Below are 20,496 nucleotides of genomic sequence, written 5' to 3'. Positions count from 1 at the left end.
GGAGGAGAACATGAGCGAGACGATCTACAACCGCATCGCGATGTTGCGGGCCGAACGCGGGATCAGCCGCCGGCAGCTCTCCGAAGCACTCGGCGTGCACTACCAGACGATCGGCTACCTGGAGCGCGGCGAGTACAGCCCGAGCCTGCACCTGGCGTTGCGCATCGCGGAGCACTTCGAGGTGCCGGTCGAAGTGGTGTTCTCCATCCACCCCTTCCCCCGCATCGGCACGGGAGAACGCTCCGCCTGAGCCGGCTCGTGAGTGCTGGGTCCGGTTCTCACCGGACCCAGCACTCACGACGCATTCAGGCGCCGAGCAGGGCCCGGCCCCGGGTCGACAGCCAGGTTTCGAAGGTCATCAGGCCCGGGTGGCGGCGGCGCAGGGCCGGGATGTCCACCGTCATGTCGAGCTCGTTGATCGCCGTGTAGGCGCGGTGGAGGTCGGGGTTCTGCTCGCGCAGCGGCTCCAGCGGCAGCTCGACGTGGCGGAGCCGCCGACCGGTCGCGCGGGACAGCGCGTCCGCGATCTCCGGCGGTGTCAGCGAATCCCCGGCGATCTCCACCGCCCGGCCGGTGTAGTCGCCGGGATTCTCGAAGGCCAGCGCGGCGAACTCGCCGATGTCGTCGAGCGCGATCAGCGGCTGCGACACGTCGGCCCGGACCGCGCTCACCAGTTCGTCACCCGCGGCGGCCTGGCCGGGCATCATCGCCACGTAGTTCTCCATGAACGACACCGGCCGCAGCATCGTGGCCGGAATTCCCAGCGCGCGTATGTGCTCCTCGATCTCCCTCTTGTTCTCCAGCGTGACGACGCCGGTGCACCGATCCGCGTTGACCGCCGAGGCGTAGACGAGGTGCTGCACGCCGGTGCCTTTCGCGGCGTCCGCGACGTTCTTGCCCCAGCGGCGTTCGTCCTCGTGGCTGATGCCCGGGGACAGCTCGGGCGTGATGAAGGTCGGCTGGACGCTGAAAACGCCGTGCACGCCCCGCATCGCGGCATCGAGCGCTTCCCGGTCGTCCATGTCGCCTTGGACCAGTTCCGCGCCGGCCCCGGCCAGCCGCCGCGCGGCGGCTCCGGTGGCGTTGCGGGTGAGTGCTCGAACGCGCCAGCCGCGGGCGAGCAGCCGGGTGGCCGTGGCGCCGCCCTGCTGCCCGGTGGCTCCGACGACGAGCACGATTCCTTCTGGTTTGGACACTTCGGCCTCCGCATCGACGGGCGCAACCGGAACGTGCGCCCCGCTTCGCACGATACGGAACGATCGCCCCGGTTGTCCACGAAAGCGGTAGGCTCGACCCGTGACGACCGAGAACGCCCCCGGAAAACGGCTGCGCGCGGACGCCCAGCGCAACCGCGAACGGGTCCTCGCCGCGGCCCAGGAGCTGTTCGCCGCCGAAGGACTGGCCGTCCCGCTGGACGACATCGCCCGCCGCGCCGGCGTCGGCCCCGGCACCGTCTACCGCCACTTCCCCACCAAGGAAGCGCTTTTCGAGGCCGTCGTGGCGGAGCGGATCCGCGCGATGGTCGACGACGCCCGCGACCAGGCGGAGTCCGGCGATCCCGGCCGCGCGTTCTTCGACTACTTCCAGCGCGTCATCGAGCACGCCGCGCTGAACAAGGACATCTGCGACGCGCTGGAATCGACCGGGCAGCCACCGAGAACGGCCTGCTTGGAAACCGACTTCAACGACGCCATCGGCACCCTCCTGGAACGCGCGCAGCAGGCGAGCGCGGTACGCGCGGACCTGACGACGGCGGAGCTGCGGTCGCTGATCGTGGGGGGCCTGAACATGTACCGCCGAGCGGTCGCCGAACAACGCCCGGCCAGCGAACTGGCGGTCCTCTACGCAGGCCTCCGCCCGCTCGGCTGACCCCCGGGCTCGCGAGCGCTTTGGAGCGCCACCGCGATCCGAACCGCTCGCGACTCCGACCGAACCGAGCCATCGGACAAGCGAAAGGCGCCTCCGAGCCAGCGGCTCGAAGGCGCCTCCGCCTCGAAACTCTCCCGTCAGGACACCACGCGGGGGCGTTCCTCCGCGAAGTGGCAGGCCGACGGGTGGCTGCCCAGGCGGACCTCGAGCTCCGGGACCTGCTCCGCGCAGATGTCCTGCGCCTTCCAGCAGCGGGTGCGGAAGCGGCAGCCCGAGGGCGGGTTCGCCGGGCTCGGCACGTCGCCGGTCAGGCGGATCACCTCGCGCTTGCCGCGCAGCGTCGGGTCCGGCACCGGCACCGACGACAGCAGCGCCTGCGTGTACGGGTGCTGCGGGTGCTCGTAGATCTGCTCGTCGGAGCCGATCTCCACGACCTTGCCCAGGTACATCACCGCCACGCGGTCCGACAGGTGGCGGACCACGCCGAGGTCGTGGGCGATGAACACGTACGACAGCCCGAACTCCTGCTGCAGGTCGCCGAGCAGGTTCATCACCTGCGCCTGGATCGACACGTCCAGCGCCGACACCGGCTCGTCGCAGATGATCACCTTCGGCCGCAGCGCCAGCGCCCGCGCGATGCCGATGCGCTGCCGCTGACCGCCGGAGAACTGGTGCGGGTAGCGCTGGATGTGCTCCGGGTTGAGCCCGACCACCTCCAGCAGCTCCTGCACCTTCCGCCGCCGCTCGCCCTTCGGCGCCACCTCGGGGTGGATCTCGAACGGCTCCCCGATGATGTCGCCGACGGTGCGCCGCGGGTTCAGCGAGGTGTACGGGTCCTGCAGCACGATCTGCAGATCGCGCCGCAGCTTGCGCAGCTCGGCGCCGTGCATCTTGAACATGTCGCGACCCTCGAACAGCGCGCTGCCGCTGGTCGGCTTCTCCAGCCGCATCAGCACCTGCGCCAGGGTCGACTTGCCGCAGCCGGACTCGCCCACCACGCCGAGGGTCTCGCCGCGGTTGAGGTCGAACGACACGCCGTCGACGGCACGCACGTGGCCGATGGTGCGCTTGAACAGCACGCCCTGGGTCACCGGGAAGTGCTTGACCAGGTCCCGCACCTGGAGGATCGGCTCAGCCACGGGTAATCAACTCCTCGGCGAAGTGGCAGGCACTGACCCGCCCCAGGCCCAGCTGGTGGTAGGTCGGGACCTCCTGGCTGCAGCGTGCCTCGGCGCGCGCGCAGCGCGGGTGGAACGGGCAGCCCGGGGGCACCGCGAGCAGGTTCGGCGGCAGCCCCTTGATGGTCTCCAGCTCCTGCCCCTTGAGGTCCAGGCGCGGGATCGACCGCATCAGGCCCTCGGTGTACGGGTGGCCCGGCTGCTTGTAGAGCGAGTACGCGTCCGCGCTCTCCACGATCCGGCCCGCGTACATCACCACGATCCGGTCCGCGACCTCGGCGACCACGCCCAGGTCGTGGGTGATCAGGATGAGGCCCATGCCGCGGTCCCGGCGCAGCTCGTCGAGCAGGTCCATGATCTGGGCCTGCACCGTGACGTCCAGCGCCGTGGTCGGCTCGTCGGCGATGAGCAGGTCCGGGTCCAGCGCCAGCGACATCGCGATCATCGCGCGCTGCCGCATGCCGCCGGAGAACTGGTGCGGGTACTCCTTCACGCGCTGCTTCGCGTTCGGGATCTTCACCTGGTCCAGCAGCTCGACGGCCCTGACCATGGCGTCCTTGCGGGACATGCCGCGGCGGGTCCGCAGCTGCTCGGCGATCTGGAACCCGACGGTGTAGACCGGGTTCAGCGCGGACAGCGCGTCCTGGAAGATCATCGCCATCGACTCGCCGCGCAGCTCCCGCCGGCGGCGGTCCGACGCGGCGAGCAGGTCCTCGCCCTGGTACTTGATCGTCCCACCGGTGATCGCACCCGGCGGGATGTCCAGGATGCCCATGATGGTCTGCGCGGTGACGCTCTTGCCCGAGCCGGATTCGCCCAGCACCGCGAGGGTTTCACCGGCGTCGACGTGGTAGCTGACGCCATTGAGGACCTTGGCGACGCCGTCCCGGGTGCGGAACTCCACGTGCAGGTCCTCGACCTCCAGCAGCCGCTCCGCCGGGGCCTTGTTGTCCACAGTAGACAAAGCGGTTTCTCCTACTTCTGCTTCGGGTCGAGCGCGTCGCGCACGGCGTCACCGAGCATCACGAACGCCAGCACCGTGACGACCAGGAACCCGGCCGGGAAGAACAGCAGGTGCGGCGCCGCCTGGATGTAGTTCCGCGACTCGGCGATCATCACGCCCCACGACACGACCGGGTCGCGCAACCCGATGCCCAGGAACGACAGCGTCGCCTCGGCACCGATGAAGCCGCCCAGCGCGATCGTGGAGTACACCAGGACCGGCGCGAGGCAGTTCGGCAGCATGTGCCGCATGATGATCCGCGGCGCGCTGGCACCGAGCGCCCGAGCCGCCTTCACGTAGTCCTGCTGCTTCGCCGAGATCGCCGCCGACCGCATGATGCGCATCGAGATCGGCCACGACAGCACGGCGATCGTCAGCACCACCTGGGCGATGATCCGCGTCGAGCTGGGGATGGCCACCTCGGCGTTGAAGGTGGTCAGGATGACGATCGCGCCCAGCACGAACGGCAGGCCCAGGAAGATCTCGGAGAACCGGGACAGCAGGTTGTCCACCCAGCCGCCGAAGTAGCCGGCGATGATGCCGACGGCGCCGCCGAGCACCACGGTCAGCAGCGTGGCCAGCAGGCCCACCGCGATCGACGCACGGGTGCCGTAGACGGCCCGGGCGAAGATGTCCCGGCCGAGGTTGTCGTAGCCGAACCAGGCGTCCGCGGACGGGGTCTGCCGCACCTTGGAGAGGTCCTGGAAGGCCGGGTCGGCCGAGGTGAACACGCTCGGGAACGCGGCGATGAACAGCAGCGCCAGGATGATCAGCGACGCCGCGAGGAACAGCGGGCGGCGCCGCAGGTCCAGCCACGCGTCGCCCCAGAGGCCGCGGGGCTTCCTGTTCTTGCCGCCGCTGGTGGCGGGCACCGGTTCGTCCGGCCCGACGGCCGGGCCTGTGACCAGACTGGAAGCGCTTTGGTCAGTCATATCGGATCCTCGGGTCGAGAACCGCGTAGAGGATGTCCACGAGCAGGTTCATCAGCAGGTAAACCAGCACCAGCAGGGTGACGATCCCGGTCACCGTGGCGCCTTCCTTGGTCAGGATCGACTTGAAGACCAGGCCGCCGATACCGCGGATGTTGAACACGCCCTCGGTGACGATCGCGCCACCCATCAGCGTGCCGAGGTCGGTCCCCAGGAAGGTGATCACCGGGATCAGCGAGTTCCGCAGCAGGTGCACGCCGACCACGCGCTTGGGCTCCAGGCCCTTGGCGACCGCGGTCCGGACGAAGTCCGCGTGGCGGTTCTCCATCATGCTGGTCCTGGTCAGCCGCGCCACGTAGGCCATGGACAGCGAGCCGAGCACGAAGCCGGGCACGATCAGCTCACCGATGGACGGATTCGCGCTGACCGTCGGCTTGATGATGCCGAGTTCGCTGCCCAGGGTGATCTGCAGCACGAAACCGGTGACGAACACCGGCAGCGAGATCAGGAACAGGGTGGACACCAGGACCAGGTTGTCCAGGAAGCCGCGGCCGCGCAGGCCGGTCAGGATGCCGGCCGCCAGGCCGATGACACCCTCGATGATCAGCGCGACGACGGCGAGCTTGATGGTGGTCGGGTAGGCGTTCTGGATCAGCGTGCTGATCTGCACGCCCGCGTAGGTCTCCCCGAAGTCACCGGTGAGGAGCTTCCCCAGGTATTTGAAGTACTGGACGACCAGCGGATCGTCGAGGTTGTACTTCGCGTGCATCTCGGCGATGTAGGCGGGCGGACAGCCGCGGTCGCCGCACTTTCCCGCGAACGGGTCACCCGGAATCGCCCAGACGAGCAAGTAGATGATCAGAGTTGTCCCGATGAACACCGGGATCAGTTGCAGCAGCCGCCGCAACACGTAGCGACCCATTCGGGCCTCCTAATCACAGCCAATGCAGGGCCCGGCCCGCCGGATCACGGCGGGCCGGGCTCCGGCTCGGTTCTTACTTCAGGCGCACCGTGGTCAGGTCAAGCTCACGGTAAGCCTTGACCTCACCTTCAGCGATCCGCTCCGAGAAGCCGTACTGCACCGGCTGCGACCACAGCGGGACCAGCGGCAGGTCGTCGGCCAGCAGCTTCTCCGCATCGGCGTAGGCGGCGGTGGCCTCCTCGACGGTGGGAGCCGCGTTCGCCCTGTCAAGCGCCGCGTCGAACGCCGGGTTGCTGTACTTGTAGTCGTTCGACGACGCGTTCGTGCGGTACAGCTGGGTCAGGAAGGTCTCGATGTTCGGGTAGTCGGCCTTCCAGCCGGTCCGGAACAGGCCGGAGAACTTGAACGAGTTGGCCTTCTGCCGGAACTCACCGAACGTCGGGACCGGGACGAACTGGGTCTCGATGCCGAGGTTCTGCTTGATGCTCGCGGCCACGGCCTGCGCCCACTCGTTGTGGCCGCCGTCGCCGTTGGTCTCGACGGTCAGCACGCCCTGGAAGCCACCCGCCTGCTGCAGGTACTGCTTGGCCTTCTCCGGGTTGAACTCGCAGGCCTCACCGCACTGGTTCGGGCGGTAGCCCTCGACAGCCGGGGTGGCGAAGCCGTCCATCGGGTCACGACCGCCGGCGAACACCTGCTGGGTGATCGTCTTGCGGTCGACCGACATCGAGATCGCCTTGCGCAGCAAGGGGTTCTTGAACTTCTCGTCGTAGATCGGGAAGCCCATCGTCTGGGTCAGCAGGCCCGGCTTCTGCTTCGCGCGCTCGCCGAGGTCCTGCTTCCACTTGTCGCCGACCAGCGCGGAGACCGGGATGGCCCGCAGGAAGTCCAGGTTGCCCGAGACCAGGTCCTGGTAGGCGCCGTCGAGCTGCTCGTAGACCTTGAACTTGGCGCCCTTGATGGTCGGCTTGTTCGTGCCCGCGTAGTTCTCGTACGCGGCGAGGTTGAGCTCCTGGTTCGGAACGCGGGACTCGAACTTGAACGGCCCGTTGCCGACCGGGTGGGCCTCGAAGGCCTTCGGGTCCTTGAAGAACGAGTCCGGGAGCGGCATGTAGGCGGAGTAGCCCAGCACCACCGGGAAGATCGTGAACGGCTGCTTCAGCTTGACCGTGAAGGTGTTGTCGTCGACGACCTTGAGGCCGGCCAGCTCCTTGGCCGCCGGCGCCGGGGCCTGCTGCGGGCCGTCCTCGCCGTCCGGGTCTTCGGACTGCATCTGGTCGTAGCCGTCGATCAGCTCGAAGAAGCTGGCACCCTGGAGGCCGTTCGGACCGTATGCGTTGTAGTTCCAGGCGTCCACGAAGTTCTTGGCCTTGACCGGGGTCCCGTCGTGGAACGTCCAGCCCGGCTTCAGCTTGATCGTGTAGTTCTGGTGGTCGGTGCTCTCGATCGAGTCCGCGACCTGGTTCTCCACCTTCAGATCACTGGCTCGGTACTCGACCAGGCCGGTGAACATGGCGTTGACGATGAAGCCACCGTTTTCCTCGGTGGTGTTCGCCGGGACCAGAGGATTCTCCGGCTCACCCCAGTCGAGGGTGATGATGCCGTCCTCTCCGGAGCCGCTGCCGCCACCACCGCAAGCAGTGGCGAGCATCGCCACCGCCAGCGGGGCCGCGACCATTGCGGCCAAACGTCCCTTTCGCATGTAGGTCCTCCCGCTTCCACGCGTGCCCCAGCAGTGATTTCCGGGGTCATCACGCGCGGCGGATCATTCACCGCCGCGTCAGACGAGCGTAAACATAAGTGAGAACCCGTTCACGGCAATGCCCTGTCACAAAGCCGTCACTTTCTGAATCGGTACAGTCGATTCTTCACCCAAAAGGTGGAATGTGGTGTCCACATACCGGGAACTAGCTGATAGACAGGGCTATACCGTCGAGAATGTCATGCTCACTGACAGTCATGGCGGAAATGCCCGCGCGCTCCGCCAATTCCTCCGCCAACACCTTCACGACCAGCGCACCTCCCCCGATCACGTCCACCCGTCCCGGATGCATGGCGCCGATCGCGGCGCGCTCGTCGTGCGACATCCCGAGCAAGTTCTCGGTGATTTGTTCGACTCTTTTCTGGGAAACATGGGAAAGATGAATTGCCACCGGATCGTATTCGGGCAGTTCCTGCGCGATGGCGGACAAAGTGGTGACCGTGCCGGCCACCCCGACCCAGGTTCGCGCCCCCGAGCAGTCCACGGCGGCGAACGCGTCGTCGAGGATCTGCCGGGTCACCTTCTCGGCCTCCCGCACCTCCTCGTCGGTGGGCGGATCGCTGTGCAGGCAGCGCTCGGTCAGCCGCACGCAGCCGACGTCGGCGGAATGCGCCGCGGTGATGTCCGCGCGCACGCCGTCCCAGGTGCCCACGACCAGCTCGGTGGAGCCACCGCCGATGTCGGTCACCACGAACGGCCCGTCCTCCGGGTCGAGGTCGCCGACCGCGCCGGTGAACGACAGCCGCGCCTCCTCGTCGCCGGTGATCACCTCGGCGTCGACCCCGAGCGTTTCCCGCACCATCGCGAAGAAGTCCTCGCGGTTGGACGCGTCCCGGGTGGCCGAGGTGGCGACCATGCGGATCCGCTCGACGCCCTTTCGGACGGCGATCGCGGCGTAGTCGACCAGCGCCGCCCGGGTGCGCTCCAGCGCCTCGTCGGCCAGCCGCCCGGTGGCGTCCACGCCCTGCCCCAGCCGGACGATCTTCATCGCGCGGTAGATGTCGCGCAGGTCGCGCCGACCATCGTCGTGCACGGTCACGTCTGCCACCAGCAGGCGGATCGAATTGGTCCCGCAGTCGATAGCCGCCACCCGTGACATCCGCGTCCTCCTCGCTCGCCGGGGCCGCCCACCGCGCACCCACCGCTAACGCTACCGGCCACCCAGAGCTCCCCGGACGACCCCGACATGCGGCGACGACGAGCCCTCAGACCCGCTGCGGAGGCTGTTCCCGACGTGGCGGTGGCCGCTCGGTGCGGGGCGCCGTTTTCGCGACAGGCGTGGCGAAGCCGTTTTCGCGCGAAACCGCGCAGCACGAGGGCCCGACAGCCCGTGCGGCGGCCCCGAAGGCTCACTGAGGCGGGGCGGCGAAGCCGTCCGGGACGATGCAGGGTGCGAGCTGACCCGCCGTTCCCTGATCGACGTAGACGGTCTGGCCCGGCACCGCGCTGTGCGGATCGCTCGCGCCGGGGACCCCGCCCGGCGACATGGCGAACTCGCCGTTGGCGAGAACCGTCGGATCGCAAGCCTTCGGCGCCTCGTCCGGCGTCGACGAGGGCGGGCTCGTCGGTTCCGGCGGCGGAGCCGCGGGCTGCTCCGCCGGAGGCGGCGGGTCCTGCGGGGCGCCTGGCGGCGTGGCCGGGTCTGCCGGAGGCGGCGGGCCGGGCTGGGACGAGTCGGGCGGCGGGCCCGGCTGAGTCCCGTTCGACGGCGGGCCGGGCTGCGTCCCGTTCGACGGCGGGCCGGGCTGCGTCGTGCTCGGCGGTGGGCCGGGCTGCGTCCCATTCGGCGGCGGGCTGGGCTGCGTCCCGCTCGGCGGACTGGGCGGTGTCGAGCTCGGCGGCGGACCGGGCTGGGGCGCCGTCGCCGGCGGGCCCGGCTGCGTCGCGCCCGGCGGTGCCGGTTGGGGCACGGGCAGCTGGCCCGGTTGCGTCGAGTTCGGCGGGGTCTCGACCGGCGGGTCGAGCTCCGGCGCGGACGGCCGCGCGATCTCCGGCGGCGCGATGCTGATCTGCGGCTCCGCGGGACGGGATTCCGGCGCGGGCGGCGGCGGGCCGGTCGGCGCGGGCGCGGCAGGCGGCGCAGACGCCGGGGACGGTGCTTGCGCGGGCGCCGGGGCCGCCGGTCCCATCGCCAGCACCTGCGGGCCGTCCGGCAGGCGCTCGCCGTCGAGCACGTCGCCGACCTCCGGTGCCAGCTCCGACGGCGTCGGCGTCACGCCCTTCGCGTACGCCGCCGCCCAGATCAGCACCGTCCGCACGTAGCTGTCGGAGTGGTTGTAGCGGAACACCGCCGCCGCGAGGCTCTGCGGATCGTGCAGGTCACCGCCGCCGCTGCAGAGGTAGCGCGCCGCCGCGAGGCTCGCGTCGTGGATGTTGTGCGGGCTGGCGACGCCGTCGTCGTTGCCGTCGACGGCGAACTTGTTCCACGTCGACGGGATGAACTGCATCGGCCCGACCGCCCGGTCCCACACCGGGTCGCCGTCGTAGCGGCCCGCGTCGGTGTCCGGGATCGCCGCGATGCCCGGCCCGCCGGACAGCCGCGGGCCGAGGACCGCCCGGACCGTCGTGCCGAGCACGTCGACGCTGCCGGAACGCGCGTGGCCCGACTCGATCCGGCCGATCGACGCGAGCACGGACCAGTGCAGGCCGCAGCTGCGCTCCACCTGGCGCGCGGCCTTGACGTACGCGCCCAGCATCGGCTCCGGGATGCCCAGCGACCCGGTCGGCAGCTCCACCTGGTGTTCCGCCTCGGCGGCGAGCCGCTGCGGATCGGCCGCCCGTTCCAGCACCTCGGGGCTGAGCAGCGGTGCCTGCGGGAGGTTTCCGTTGACGCCCAGTTCGCGCGAGTCCGGATCCCCCAGGACCGGGTGCCGCGGCTCCGCCAGGAACGAACTCGACGCCGCCATCAACGTGGTCGGCACCAGCAGCACCGGAGCCAGGGCCGTCAGCGCGACCCACCTCCGCGCCCTCCGCCGCGCTGCGGCACCGAGCCGCGGCACCGACTTCCACTCGTGCTTGCCGTGGCGCTTGTTGCGAGCCGTCACTAGCTCCATCCCCAGATCGAACATCACCGGAAAAACCGAGACGGATCCCTGGATACACCACCGGTTCGAGGAACGCCGGATGGCGGGCGGGCACATCACCCGTACGACTGGCGGCGGCCCCGGCCAACCGGCCCCATTGCTCCGTGCGGGCGGAAATGATCACCCGAACCCGTGCTTTCCGGAGGGGGTTTGCGCCTACTCTCCGAGCATGACGCTCATCGACGAGCCGACCGCGTTCACCACCCACGGCGTGGCCAACCAGCCGCCGCCGCTGGCCGGGTTCGACCCGCTCGCCTGCGACCCGGCCCTGGGCGCAGCGCTCACCCGCTACGCCGTCGGCGATCTCACCGCGCTGGCGCTGGAGGCGGGCTCGGCCGAGGCACGCGAGCACGGTCGGCTGGCCAACGAGCACCCGCCGGTGCTGCGCACCCACGACCGCTACGGCAACCGGGTCGACGAGGTCGACTTCCACCCGTCCTGGCACTGGCTGATGTCGCGCGCGATCGACCACGGCCTGCACGCGGCGCCGTGGTCGCTGGGACCGGGCGCGCACCTGCGCCGCGCGGCGGGTTTCTACCTCTGGTCGCAGGTCGAGGCCGGGCACGGCTGCCCGATCTCCATGACGTACTCCGCCGTGCCCGCGCTGCGGTACGCGCCGGAGCTGGCCGGCGAGTACGAGCCGAAGCTGGCGGCTTCCGCCTACGAGTTCGGGCTGCGCCCGCCGCAGGAGAAGTCGGCGCTGCTGGCGGGCATGTCGATGACGGAGAAGCAGGGCGGCTCGGACGTGCGGGCCAACACCACCACCGCCGAGCCCCTCGCGGACGGCACCTACCGGCTCGTCGGGCACAAGTGGTTCACCTCGGCGCCGATGAACGACCTGTTCCTGACCCTGGCGCAGGCGCCCGGCGGGCTGAGCTGCTTCCTGGTGCCGCGGGTGCTGCCGGACGGCACCCGCAACGAGATCCGCCTGCAGCGGCTGAAGGACAAGCTGGGCAACAAGTCCAACGCATCGGCCGAGATCGAGTACGCGGGAGCGCTGGGCCACCTGATCGGAGAGGAGGGGCGCGGGGTCCGCTGCATCATCGAGATGGTGTCGATGACCAGGCTCGACTGCGTGCTCGGCTCGGCGGCGAACGTCCGGATCGCGCTGTCGGAGGCGGCCCACCACGTGCGGCACCGCAGCGCGTTCGGCCACCGGCTCGCGGACCAGCCGCTGATGCAGAACGTGGTGGCGGACCTGGCGCTGGAATCGGAAGCGGCGACGACGCTGGCGATGCGCCTGGCGGCGGCGGTCGAGCAGGGCGAGAACGACCTGCTGCGCCTGGCGCTACCGGCGGCGAAGTACTACGTCTGCAAGCGAGCCCCGGCGGTGGTGGCGGAAGCGCTGGAATGCCTGGGCGGCAACGGCTACGTCGAAGAATCGGGAATGCCGCGCCTGTACCGGGAAGCGCCGCTGAGCTCGATCTGGGAAGGCTCGGGCAACGTGACGGCCCTGGACCTCCTGCGAGCCCTGGAAAAGCAACCGTCCACACTGGACGCCGTCCTCGCTGAGCTCGAAGCCGCCTCCGGCGGCCACGCCGACTACGACGCTGCGCTGCGCACGCTCCGCGGCGAGCTCGCCGCGCCGGCGCCCGAACGGGCGCGCGGCCTCGCGGAGCTCCTGTCGCTGACGCTCCAGGCGTCGCTGCTCCTGCGCTACGCGCCGTCGCACGTCGCGGAGGCGTTCGCCGCTACGCGGCTCGGCGCCTCGGGACGCACCTTCGGTGCGACGTCGATCCCGGGCGCCCGCGCCCTCCTCGACCGGATCGCTCCGATGCGGTGACGCGGTGACGCTCCCGCAATTTCAATGGAAATCGAACCTCTGATTTCCATTGAAATTGCGGACCTCCGAGCCGCCAAACCTCCGCCCCGGACCTCCGAGCCGGACGTCCGACCCGGACCTCCGGGGCGGTGCGCCGGGGCGGGTCAGCGGTTGAGCAGGTAGCGGTGTTCGGGCCAGCGTTCGGCGATCAGGTCGACCGCCTCGTCGCCGAACGGGTTCACCCCGGGGCCCTTCGCCAGGGCGTGGGCGATGTGCACGTGGAGGCACTTGACCCGGTCCGGCATGCCGCCCGCGCTGACCTCGGTGCCCAGTGATTCGAGCGCGTTGCGCTCCGCGAGGTAGGACTCGTGCGCCCGGCGGTAGCGCTCCGCCAGGTCCGGGTCGGCGGCGAGCCGGTCGGCCATCTCCCGCATCAGGCCTTCGGCCTCGAAGGTGGAGGCGTGCGACACCAGCTGCGGCGCGGTCAGGTAGTACAGCGTCGGGAACGGGGTGCCGTCCTCCAGCCGGGGCCAGGTCTGCACCACCGTGGGATCTCCGGCCGTGTCCCGCGCCGCGATCGCGTGCAGCCCGCGCGGCGGCCGACCGAGCTGCCGCCGGATGCACTCCCGATCCGCATCGCTGATCGCCGGCACGCCCGAGTTCACCGTCAAGATCCCTTTCCCATCACCGAATTCCAGAGTTCTTCGTACCACGGCGCGCCGTCGTCGGAGGACGTGACCGGGGGCGGCGGAGGCGGCGCCGTCGGCACCTCCACGATGTACGGCGTCTCGCCCGGCCGGACGTAGCCCAGCCGGGCCCGCGCTTCCGCTTCCAGCTGCGCCGGGTCGGAGAGCTCCTCCTTGCGCTGCTCCAGCTCCTGGACCTGCCGGGACAGCTCGATCTGCTGCTGTTCCTGCGCCGCCAGCTCCGCGCGCTGGCTCAGGTAGGTGCGCAGCGGCACCGACACGCTCAGCGCCATCACGCAGACCAGCATCGCCAGGCCGGCGGCCCGCCTGGTCGAGGAGAGCTTGAACGCTCCCCCGGTGCTGGACTTCGGGCGGGACCGGGTCGGCGTCGGCCGCCCCGGTCTCCGGCCCGAGGTCTTGGTCCCGTCCCGGCGGGCGCGCTCACTGCGGCGCTCCGCCGGGGAGTCCCCCCGGCGGTTTCGCCGCTGTGGATCGGATGCGCGCCCGACCGGCATGGCTCAGCTCTCCGGGGTGAACCGCGGGAAGGCCAGCTCGCCCGCGTAGCGAGCCGCGTCACCGAGGGCTTCCTCGATGCGCAGCAGCTGGTTGTACTTGGCGACGCGCTCGCTGCGGGCCGGGGCACCGGTCTTGATCTGGCCGCAGCCGGTGGCCACCGCCAGGTCGGCGATGGTGGTGTCCTCGGTCTCGCCGGAGCGGTGGCTCATCATGCTCTTGTAGCCGCACGAGGTGGCCAGGCTGACCGCGTCCAGGGTCTCCGACAGCGTGCCGATCTGGTTGACCTTGACCAGCAGCGCGTTCGCCGCGCCCCGGCTGATGCCGTCTTCGAGGCGCTCCGGGTTGGTGACGAACAGGTCGTCGCCGACCAGCTGCACCTGGTCGCCGACCTGCTCGGTCAGGCTCACCCAGCCGTCCCAGTCGTCCTCGGCCAGCGGGTCCTCGATGGACACCAGCGGGTAGGCGCCGAGCAGTTCCTGGTAGTACGCCGCCATCTGCTCGGCGGTGCGCTTGGAGCCCTCGAAGTTGTAGGTGCCCTCGGTGAAGAACTCGGTCGCGGCGACGTCCAGGGCCAGCACGATGTCGCGGCCCAGCTTGTAGCCGGCCTTCTCCACCGCCGAGGCGATCAGGTCCAGCGCCTCGCGGTTGTTCGGCAGGTCCGGGGCGAAGCCGCCCTCGTCGCCCAGGCCGGTGGCCAGGCCCTTGGTCTTCAGCACCGACTTCAGCGCGTGGTAGGTCTCGGCGCCCCAGCGCAGCGCCTCGGAGAAGGTGTCCGCGCCGATCGGCGCGATCATGAACTCCTGGATGTCGACGCCGGTGTCGGCGTGCGCACCACCGTTGAGGATGTTCATCATCGGCACCGGCAGCACGTGCGCGTTCGGGCCGCCGACGTAGCGGAACAGCTCCAGCCCGGAGGTCTCTGCGGCGGCCTTGGCCACCGCCAGCGAGACGCCGAGGATCGCGTTGGCGCCCAGCCGGGACTTGTCCGGCGTGCCGTCCAGGTCGACCAGCTTCTGGTCGACGACGCGCTGCTCGGTGGCGTCCAGGCCGGCCAGCTCCGGGCCGATCTCGTCCAGCACCGCCGCGACTGCGTTCTCGACGCCCTTGCCGCCGTAGCGGCCGGCGTCACCGTCGCGCAGCTCGACGGCCTCGTGCTCGCCGGTCGAGGCACCCGAGGGGACCGCAGCGCGGGTCAGCGTGCCGTCCTCCAATGCCACTTCGACCTCGACGGTGGGATTCCCGCGGGAGTCCAGGATCTCGCGGGCGCCTACCTGCTCGATGATCGCCACGTGTGCTCCTAACCAGCCTTTGAACTATGGACGAAGCGGGCCGCCCCGGCGTTCCCGCACGCAGCGAATCGGCCGAACGCCCGACGACCGCCTACGAGCCTAACCGGGCCGGTAGAGCCGCCGCCGCAGGCTCGCTCGCCTTCGCCCCCGGCCGGACATTTCGCCCCCGATCGGCAAGCCGGCGTTCGGCCCGCGTTCGCATCGAAGACACCGGAAGACCATCCGGACGGACGTCTCGGAACAGCCGATCGACACGTAACGTTGTCCCCGCCATGACGACCGAAGGCACCGTCGAAGCGTTCCGCCGAGCAGAGGAACTGCTCGCGCAACGCCGTCCATTGGAAGCCATCCGCGTCCTAGAACCCGTGCTCGACGTCGCCGCCGACAAGCCGAGCGTGCAGCTGCTGCTCGGGCGGGCGTACTACTTCTCGGCCCAGCTGCGCCGTGCAGAGCGGGCGTTCCTGCGCGTGCTGGAGTTCGATCCGTCGGACCACTACGCGCGCCTGGTGCTGGGCCGAACGCTGCAGCGCCTGGGCCGCCTGAACGAAGCGCGCGCCCAGATCAGGCTGGCCGCCACGATGCACCCGGTGCCCGCCTACCAGGAAGCGTTGGGCGAGATCAACGCCCACATCGCCACCCGCGACATCTGACCCGCACGGTCCTCCACCATCGCGGCGTGCGGGTGCCGCGTGATCAGCGGCGGCGGTTGCCCGCTTCGGCGTAGGACTCCGCCAGCGCGAACACCTTCTGGCCGTACTCCACCGAGTTGTTGTACGAGAAGACCCCGGCCCACCAGCCCGAACCGGTGGTCATGTCCCGGCCGCCCGCGCACAGGTAGCGGGCCGCGGCCATCGCGGCGTCGTCGAGGCTCTGCGGATCGCCGAGGCCGTCCCCGTTGCCGTCGGTCGCCCACCTCCGCCACGTGGACGGGATGAACTGCATCGGGCCGACCGCGCGGTCGTGCACGGTGTCGCCGTCGAACGCGCCGCCGTCGGTGTCCGGGATCAGCCGGATGCCCGGCCCGCCGTCGAGCGGCACCCCGATGATCGGGCTCGACGGGCGGCCGTCCTCGCGCAGCTGCCGGCCGGCGAAGCGGCCGTGGTTCGATTCGATGCGCCCGATGCCCGCGAGGGTCGCCCAGGAGATCCGGCAGCCGGGCTGGTACCGGCGCATCGCCAGGTCGGCGTTGACGTAGGAGACGATCGCGCGGGCCGGGATGTCCACCACCGCCGACACCTCGTCGGCCCACTCCCGCACCGGGTCGGCGCGCGCCGGGTCGAGGTCGGGGCCGGGCTGCGAGAGGGGTTCCTCGATCGGGGGCGCGACCGAGCCGGGCGCCACCTGCGCGGGCTCGACCTCCTGCTGCTCGGGCGGCGGCGCGGCCACCGGGGCGGCCTGCGGCTCGGCGAACGCGCTGACCAGCCCCACCCCGCCGACCATCGCGGCCAGCAGCCCAACCGCGACCGCGAGCCGCCCGGAGGCGGCCGACAGCGGCGAGGTGGTCTTGATCACGCCGCCCAGGCTACTTGCTAGTAGCCCCGGACCTCCAGCGTCCGATCAGTCGTTCCACAGCCCGGACGGCGCGCCACACCGACAGGACGCGGGGTTCCCCCGCCCAAGAGCCCGTTCGGGACTCGTCGGACGCCCCGAAGCGCGTCCGGACCTCCTCGCAGACCGCACCAGAGGTGTTCCGTCCCGGAGATTCCCAGTTTCAATTGAAACTGCGGGATGCCCAGGCGGGGCTTTGCCCGGGGTCGCGGTGCTCAGCCCTCGCTCGGGATGCGGCGGCTCGCCTTGCCGTAGTAGTCGGCGTAGTCCAGCACTTCCTGGCCGTAGCTGCGGCTCTCGTTGTAGGTCAGCAGCGCCTTCCAGAACCGCTCCGGATCGCGCAGGTCGCCGCCCACGCTGCACAGGTAGTTGCCGGCCGCGACGGCCGCGTCGTCGATGTCCTGCGGATCCGCGACTCCGTCGCCGTCCGCGTCGTACTGCCAGTCGCGCCACGTGCTCGGGATGAACTGCAGCGGCCCCACCGCGCGATCCCACACCCGGTCGCCGTCGAACTCGCCGCCGTCGGTGTCCGGTATGCGCTTGACCCCGGTGCTGCCGTCCAGCGGCAGCCCGATGACCGGGATGCTCGGCCGCCCGGTCTCGTCCAGCCGCGCCCCGCCGTAGCGGCCGTGGCTGGATTCCACCGCACCGATCCCGGCGAGCACCGACCAGCTCAGGCCGCAGTTCGGCGAGTTCGCCGCGATGAGCTGCTGCGCGTAGCCGTAGGCCTGGAGCGCGGCGCGCGGGATGTTGAGCTCGTCGGCCATCGACTCGGACCAGCCGGCCAGCTGCCCCTGCGGCCGGGCGCTCACCGGCAGCGGCGACCCGCCCGGTGCGAGCAGCCGCACCGACGGCGGATCGACGCCCGGGTCGGGCGGCGCGACCGCGGACGGCAGCGCGAACTCGCCGCTGCTCCGCGTCGACGACGTCGGAACCTGCGGCGCGCAAGACGCCAACAACGTGATCACGGGAGCCAGCAGCAGCCATAACCGACGCGGCAAGAGCAACCTCCTCAACGCACCCAGATGCACGGGGCGCCGATCCAGCAGGCATGCCCCATCGAGAGATATCGCCGCGAGTCGCCGTTTCGTCAGCCGACGCGCCCGCGATCAGTGTGCGTCACTACTCCGAGCGCACACCCGCAGGGTCCGGCAAATCGGACATGAGCTCCCGCCAGTCGGCCGCCGTGAGCGCCGCCGGCTCCCGGCCGGACTCGCGGGCCCGCCGCTCGGCCACCCGGATGCGCTCGGCGAAGGCCAGCGCGACCGCGCGCAGCTCGTCCTCCGGATCGCTACCGGCCAGCTTCGCCTGCGCGGCGATGCCGAACAGCGCCTCACCTGGCGCTTCGCCGCGCGGCATCGCGTCCGCCGGGATCCCGGCGCGGTCCGCGCGCTGCACCAGCTTGGCGGCCAGGGCCACCGCGGGCTGCCCCAGCGCCACACCATCCACAATGGATTCGCGCTGCTTCTCCCGCTGCTTCAGCTCTTCCCAGCGGGCGTGCTGCGACTCGGCGTCCAGCAGCTCCGGGTCGCCCGCGAAGACGTGCGGGTGCCGCGACACGAGCTTGCTGACCAGGCCCGCGGCAACGGCGTCGATGTCGAACGGATCGGCCGCATCCTCGGTCGCCACCCGCGCGTGGAACAGGACCTGCAGCAGCACGTCGCCCAGCTCCTCGCGCAGCGCCTCCCGATCGCGGAGGTCGATCGCGTCGAGCAGCTCGTAGGTCTCCTCGACAAGGTATTTGCGCAGCGTGTCGTGGTCTTGCTCGGCGTCCCACGGGCAGCCGCCGGGCGAGCGCAGCCGATCCATCACCGTCACCGCGTCCAGCAGCTCGATCCCGGCCGGCGCCGGGGCCGCGATCACCCGCGCACCAGCGGCGCGCAAGCCGTCGGCCTCGGCGGAGCCGAGCTCGCCTGCGACCAGCACGACCGGTTCCCGGGCGGCCTGCGCCAGCAGGTCCGCGACCGGAGGCGGGGCGGGAGCGTCGAGCGCCGCGCGCGTAGCGGGCGCGAGACCGGGTTCGGCGTAGACGGCGGCCGCGCTGCGCAGCAGCGGCAACGCCGCGGCCGGTAGGACTTCGCCAAGCCGGTCGTCGACCAGAACGACCGCAGAACCTTCCGCCACTCGGACCTCCCTCATGCTGCGATTGTCCCAGCCGCAACCCGTGCCGTGGGCGCAGGTGCAGAGGCGTTGGTCACCATGACCAGGACCCGCAGTTTCAATCGAAACCGCGGACCACGGACACGAGGTCTGCAGTTTCAATTGAAACTGCAGACCCCCGAGGTCAGCCGGCCGCGGGTCGGCCGGTGAGGCGGAATCCAGTGGTTTCGCCCTCGCTCGGGACCGCGGTCAGGCCCACCGGGTCCCACTTCCCGTAGCGCGGGCTGAGCCGCACCCCGACGCGATCCGCGGTGATGCCGAGGAGGTACGCGCCGACGCCTTGCAGCGTCTGCTCGTCCGCGCCGCCCGCGGCCGGCATCGGCGGCACGTCGGTGCGGCGCTCCTTGATCCGCGCGATCAGCCACTGGCCGGAGTTCTGCTCGGGCTCGAAGGCCAGGACCGTGCCGGGCTGCGCGCCGAACAGCGGCGTCGAGGCCGCGAGCTGCGGGCTGTCGGTGGCGCGCAACTTCTGGTCGAGCGCGGCCGGGACGCCCGCCCTGGCCGCCTCGTTGACGACCGCGGCGGCCTCCGCCGGGCCCTGCGCCATGCGGCGCGCCTTCTCCTCCGCCTCGCCGCGCGTGGTCGCCTGGGTGTAGTCGAAGGTGATCTCGAGCCGGTCGAAGTACTTGCGGCCGAGTTCCGTCGTCAGCAGCTGGGTCCGGACCACGTCGCGGAGGTTCTGCGGGGTGTAGATCTTGCCCTCGGTCGCCGCCTGCGGGCCGCCCATCCGGTTGATCCGGTCGGTGATCTGCTGATCGGTGACGGTCAGCCGCTCGTCGCGGGCCGCCTGGTCGACCAGTTCCTGCCGGACGAGCTGCGCGGCCAGCTGCCTGCCGAGCTCGTCGAGGTTCCCCTGCTGCTGCAGCTGCGGTTTGAGGTCCGGCTCCTTCGCGAGCACCTCGCCGAACCAGGACTGGACCTCGGAGACCGGGATTCGGGTTTCGCCGACGATGGCGGCGGCACCGACCTGGCTGGGGCCGGAGCCGCAACCGGCGAGCAGCAGGCCGGCTGCGGCGATCGATGCGAGAAGGCGCCCGTGGCGCGGCATGCGGAACCTCACAGCGGGCACCCTCTCACGAAGTCACGTTCCGGTGAAGCCTCGACACAGTCCGAAGTCGACGCTCGTGACACCGGTTGGACTCAACGGCCCAACGGACCCTCGGCCATGTTGACGATCACCTTCTCGCCCTCGACCAGCACCTCGTAGTCGACGCCCTGGGAAAGCCCGATGGTCAGCTCGCCGGTGCCGTGCGAGTTGTCGTTGACGACCGCGCTCTTCGCCAGCTTCTGGCCGAGCTGCTCGGGCCCGGCGGTGCTGCGGTCCTGGTCGGCGATCTCCACGTAGATGTGCAGGAACACCTTGCCGGTCATGCCTTCGACCGGCTCGCCCGAGCCACCCCAGGCCGGCGACTGCGAGTTGATCTCGTGCTTCATCACCTTCAGGCCCGAAGCGTTCGGGAGCTTGCTGAAGTCGAACACGACCCGCTCCTCGCCGCCGTGCACACCGGCGCGGATCTCCGGCTTGGTGGCCGACGACGTCAGGTTGGACACGCCACCGATCGGCGCGGAACCACCGGCCGAGGGCGCGGGGGCCGGCGTCTCGGCGCCCGTGGCGCATCCGGTCAACGCCAGCGCGGACAGCGCGATCGAACCGGTCGCCAGAACCAGCTTGCTGCGCAACGACATCGTCAGAACCTCTCGCCGGGAAAGCCTTTCTCCCATAGACGCACCCCGGCGCGGGAGGTTCCGCATCGCACCGAACTGATCTTCCGGACATCTGGCGCTCGAT

General features: G+C 70.7%; 20 protein-coding genes. 4 read left to right on the top strand and 16 right to left on the bottom strand.

Features of this window, described 5'->3' with window-relative positions:
- The first annotated feature begins 10 nt into the window (after positions 1-10).
- A complete protein-coding gene (locus tag AB0H93_RS40620) occupies positions 11-250 on the top strand; it encodes a helix-turn-helix transcriptional regulator (RefSeq protein WP_132488644.1) in 240 nt (79 codons plus the stop codon).
- 55 nt (positions 251-305) lie between these two features.
- Here the strand turns inward: AB0H93_RS40620 and AB0H93_RS40615 are convergent, their stop codons facing one another.
- Positions 306-1,196, bottom strand: a complete 891-nt coding sequence (locus AB0H93_RS40615) for an NmrA/HSCARG family protein (RefSeq protein ID WP_358581389.1) — start codon at positions 1,194-1,196, stop codon at positions 306-308.
- Between the two features lie 100 nt (positions 1,197-1,296).
- Between AB0H93_RS40615 and AB0H93_RS40610 the strand changes: the two genes are divergently transcribed.
- Positions 1,297-1,869 (top strand): helix-turn-helix domain-containing protein, encoded by a 573-nt coding sequence (locus AB0H93_RS40610; protein ID WP_358581386.1) that lies wholly within the window; start codon positions 1,297-1,299, stop codon positions 1,867-1,869.
- Positions 1,870-2,006: 137 nt separating this feature from the next.
- Here AB0H93_RS40610 and AB0H93_RS40605 read toward each other — a convergent pair whose 3' ends face one another.
- The 7 genes from AB0H93_RS40605 to AB0H93_RS40575 all read right to left on the bottom strand — a co-directional run bounded on the left by AB0H93_RS40605 (position 2,007) and on the right by AB0H93_RS40575 (position 10,716).
- Positions 2,007-3,008: a dipeptide ABC transporter ATP-binding protein gene (locus AB0H93_RS40605; protein WP_132488638.1), complete on the bottom strand. Its 1,002-nt coding sequence runs from the start codon at positions 3,006-3,008 to the stop codon at positions 2,007-2,009.
- On the bottom strand, positions 3,001-4,002 hold the full coding sequence (locus tag AB0H93_RS40600) for an ABC transporter ATP-binding protein (RefSeq protein ID WP_358581428.1): 1,002 nt from the start codon (positions 4,000-4,002) through the stop codon (positions 3,001-3,003). Before AB0H93_RS40600 ends, AB0H93_RS40605 begins: the two co-directional genes overlap by 8 nt.
- Positions 4,003-4,022: 20 nt before the next feature.
- Positions 4,023-4,982 (bottom strand): ABC transporter permease, encoded by a 960-nt coding sequence (locus AB0H93_RS40595; protein WP_358581382.1) that lies wholly within the window; start codon positions 4,980-4,982, stop codon positions 4,023-4,025.
- Complete coding sequence (locus AB0H93_RS40590; RefSeq protein WP_358581380.1) at positions 4,975-5,901, bottom strand: ABC transporter permease; 927 nt, start codon at positions 5,899-5,901, stop codon at positions 4,975-4,977. Before AB0H93_RS40590 ends, AB0H93_RS40595 begins: the two co-directional genes overlap by 8 nt.
- A gap of 73 nt (positions 5,902-5,974) precedes the next feature.
- The gene (locus tag AB0H93_RS40585) at positions 5,975-7,603 is read right to left on the bottom strand and encodes an ABC transporter substrate-binding protein (RefSeq protein ID WP_358581377.1); all 1,629 of its coding nucleotides are present in this window, start codon (positions 7,601-7,603) and stop codon (positions 5,975-5,977) included.
- A 205-nt stretch (positions 7,604-7,808) separates the two neighbouring features.
- Positions 7,809-8,762, bottom strand: a complete 954-nt coding sequence (locus AB0H93_RS40580) for a Ppx/GppA phosphatase family protein (RefSeq protein WP_358581374.1) — start codon at positions 8,760-8,762, stop codon at positions 7,809-7,811.
- A gap of 250 nt (positions 8,763-9,012) precedes the next feature.
- Positions 9,013-10,716, bottom strand: a complete 1,704-nt coding sequence (locus tag AB0H93_RS40575) for a lytic murein transglycosylase (protein ID WP_358581372.1) — start codon at positions 10,714-10,716, stop codon at positions 9,013-9,015.
- A gap of 199 nt (positions 10,717-10,915) precedes the next feature.
- On the opposite strand from AB0H93_RS40575, the gene AB0H93_RS40570 reads away from it, so the two are divergent.
- Positions 10,916-12,529: an acyl-CoA dehydrogenase family protein gene (locus AB0H93_RS40570; RefSeq protein ID WP_358581370.1), complete on the top strand. Its 1,614-nt coding sequence runs from the start codon at positions 10,916-10,918 to the stop codon at positions 12,527-12,529.
- Between the two features lie 143 nt (positions 12,530-12,672).
- On the opposite strand, the gene AB0H93_RS40565 is transcribed toward AB0H93_RS40570, so the two are convergent.
- From AB0H93_RS40565 to eno, 3 genes are read right to left on the bottom strand one after another with little or no spacing between them, the layout of a single operon-like run.
- Positions 12,673-13,173, bottom strand: a complete 501-nt coding sequence (locus tag AB0H93_RS40565) for a DUF501 domain-containing protein (RefSeq protein ID WP_358581367.1) — start codon at positions 13,171-13,173, stop codon at positions 12,673-12,675.
- 2 nt (positions 13,174-13,175) lie between these two features.
- Positions 13,176-13,709 (bottom strand): septum formation initiator family protein, encoded by a 534-nt coding sequence (locus AB0H93_RS40560; protein WP_358581365.1) that lies wholly within the window; start codon positions 13,707-13,709, stop codon positions 13,176-13,178.
- Positions 13,710-13,712: 3 nt separating this feature from the next.
- Positions 13,713-14,999 carry a phosphopyruvate hydratase gene (eno, locus tag AB0H93_RS40555; RefSeq protein ID WP_358581362.1) on the bottom strand — a complete coding sequence of 429 codons (1,287 nt, stop codon included), beginning with the start codon at positions 14,997-14,999 and terminating at the stop codon, positions 13,713-13,715.
- Positions 15,000-15,271: 272 nt separating this feature from the next.
- On the opposite strand from eno, the gene AB0H93_RS40550 reads away from it, so the two are divergent.
- On the top strand, positions 15,272-15,649 hold the full coding sequence (locus AB0H93_RS40550; protein WP_132488620.1) for a tetratricopeptide repeat protein: 378 nt from the start codon (positions 15,272-15,274) through the stop codon (positions 15,647-15,649).
- Positions 15,650-15,692: 43 nt separating this feature from the next.
- Here the strand turns inward: AB0H93_RS40550 and AB0H93_RS40545 are convergent, their stop codons facing one another.
- The 5 genes from AB0H93_RS40545 to AB0H93_RS40525 all read right to left on the bottom strand — a co-directional run bounded on the left by AB0H93_RS40545 (position 15,693) and on the right by AB0H93_RS40525 (position 20,393).
- Positions 15,693-16,511 carry a lytic murein transglycosylase gene (locus AB0H93_RS40545; protein WP_358581360.1) on the bottom strand — a complete coding sequence of 273 codons (819 nt, stop codon included), beginning with the start codon at positions 16,509-16,511 and terminating at the stop codon, positions 15,693-15,695.
- Between the two features lie 251 nt (positions 16,512-16,762).
- On the bottom strand, positions 16,763-17,548 hold the full coding sequence (locus AB0H93_RS40540; protein WP_358581358.1) for a lytic murein transglycosylase: 786 nt from the start codon (positions 17,546-17,548) through the stop codon (positions 16,763-16,765).
- Positions 17,549-17,669: 121 nt separating this feature from the next.
- Positions 17,670-18,686: a MazG family protein gene (locus AB0H93_RS40535; RefSeq protein WP_358581356.1), complete on the bottom strand. Its 1,017-nt coding sequence runs from the start codon at positions 18,684-18,686 to the stop codon at positions 17,670-17,672.
- Positions 18,687-18,831: 145 nt separating this feature from the next.
- Positions 18,832-19,755: a SurA N-terminal domain-containing protein gene (locus AB0H93_RS40530; protein ID WP_358581354.1), complete on the bottom strand. Its 924-nt coding sequence runs from the start codon at positions 19,753-19,755 to the stop codon at positions 18,832-18,834.
- Positions 19,756-19,847: 92 nt separating this feature from the next.
- Positions 19,848-20,393, bottom strand: a complete 546-nt coding sequence (locus AB0H93_RS40525; RefSeq protein WP_358581352.1) for a hypothetical protein — start codon at positions 20,391-20,393, stop codon at positions 19,848-19,850.
- Positions 20,394-20,496: the final 103 nt, after the last annotated feature.

Origin of the sequence: Saccharopolyspora sp. NPDC050642 (assembly GCF_040654735.1) — a bacterium.
Lineage (GTDB): Bacteria > Actinomycetota > Actinomycetes > Mycobacteriales > Pseudonocardiaceae > Saccharopolyspora > Saccharopolyspora elongata.
Note: the sequence above shows the minus strand (reverse complement) of the source record. Positions and strands in the feature narration are given on the sequence as shown.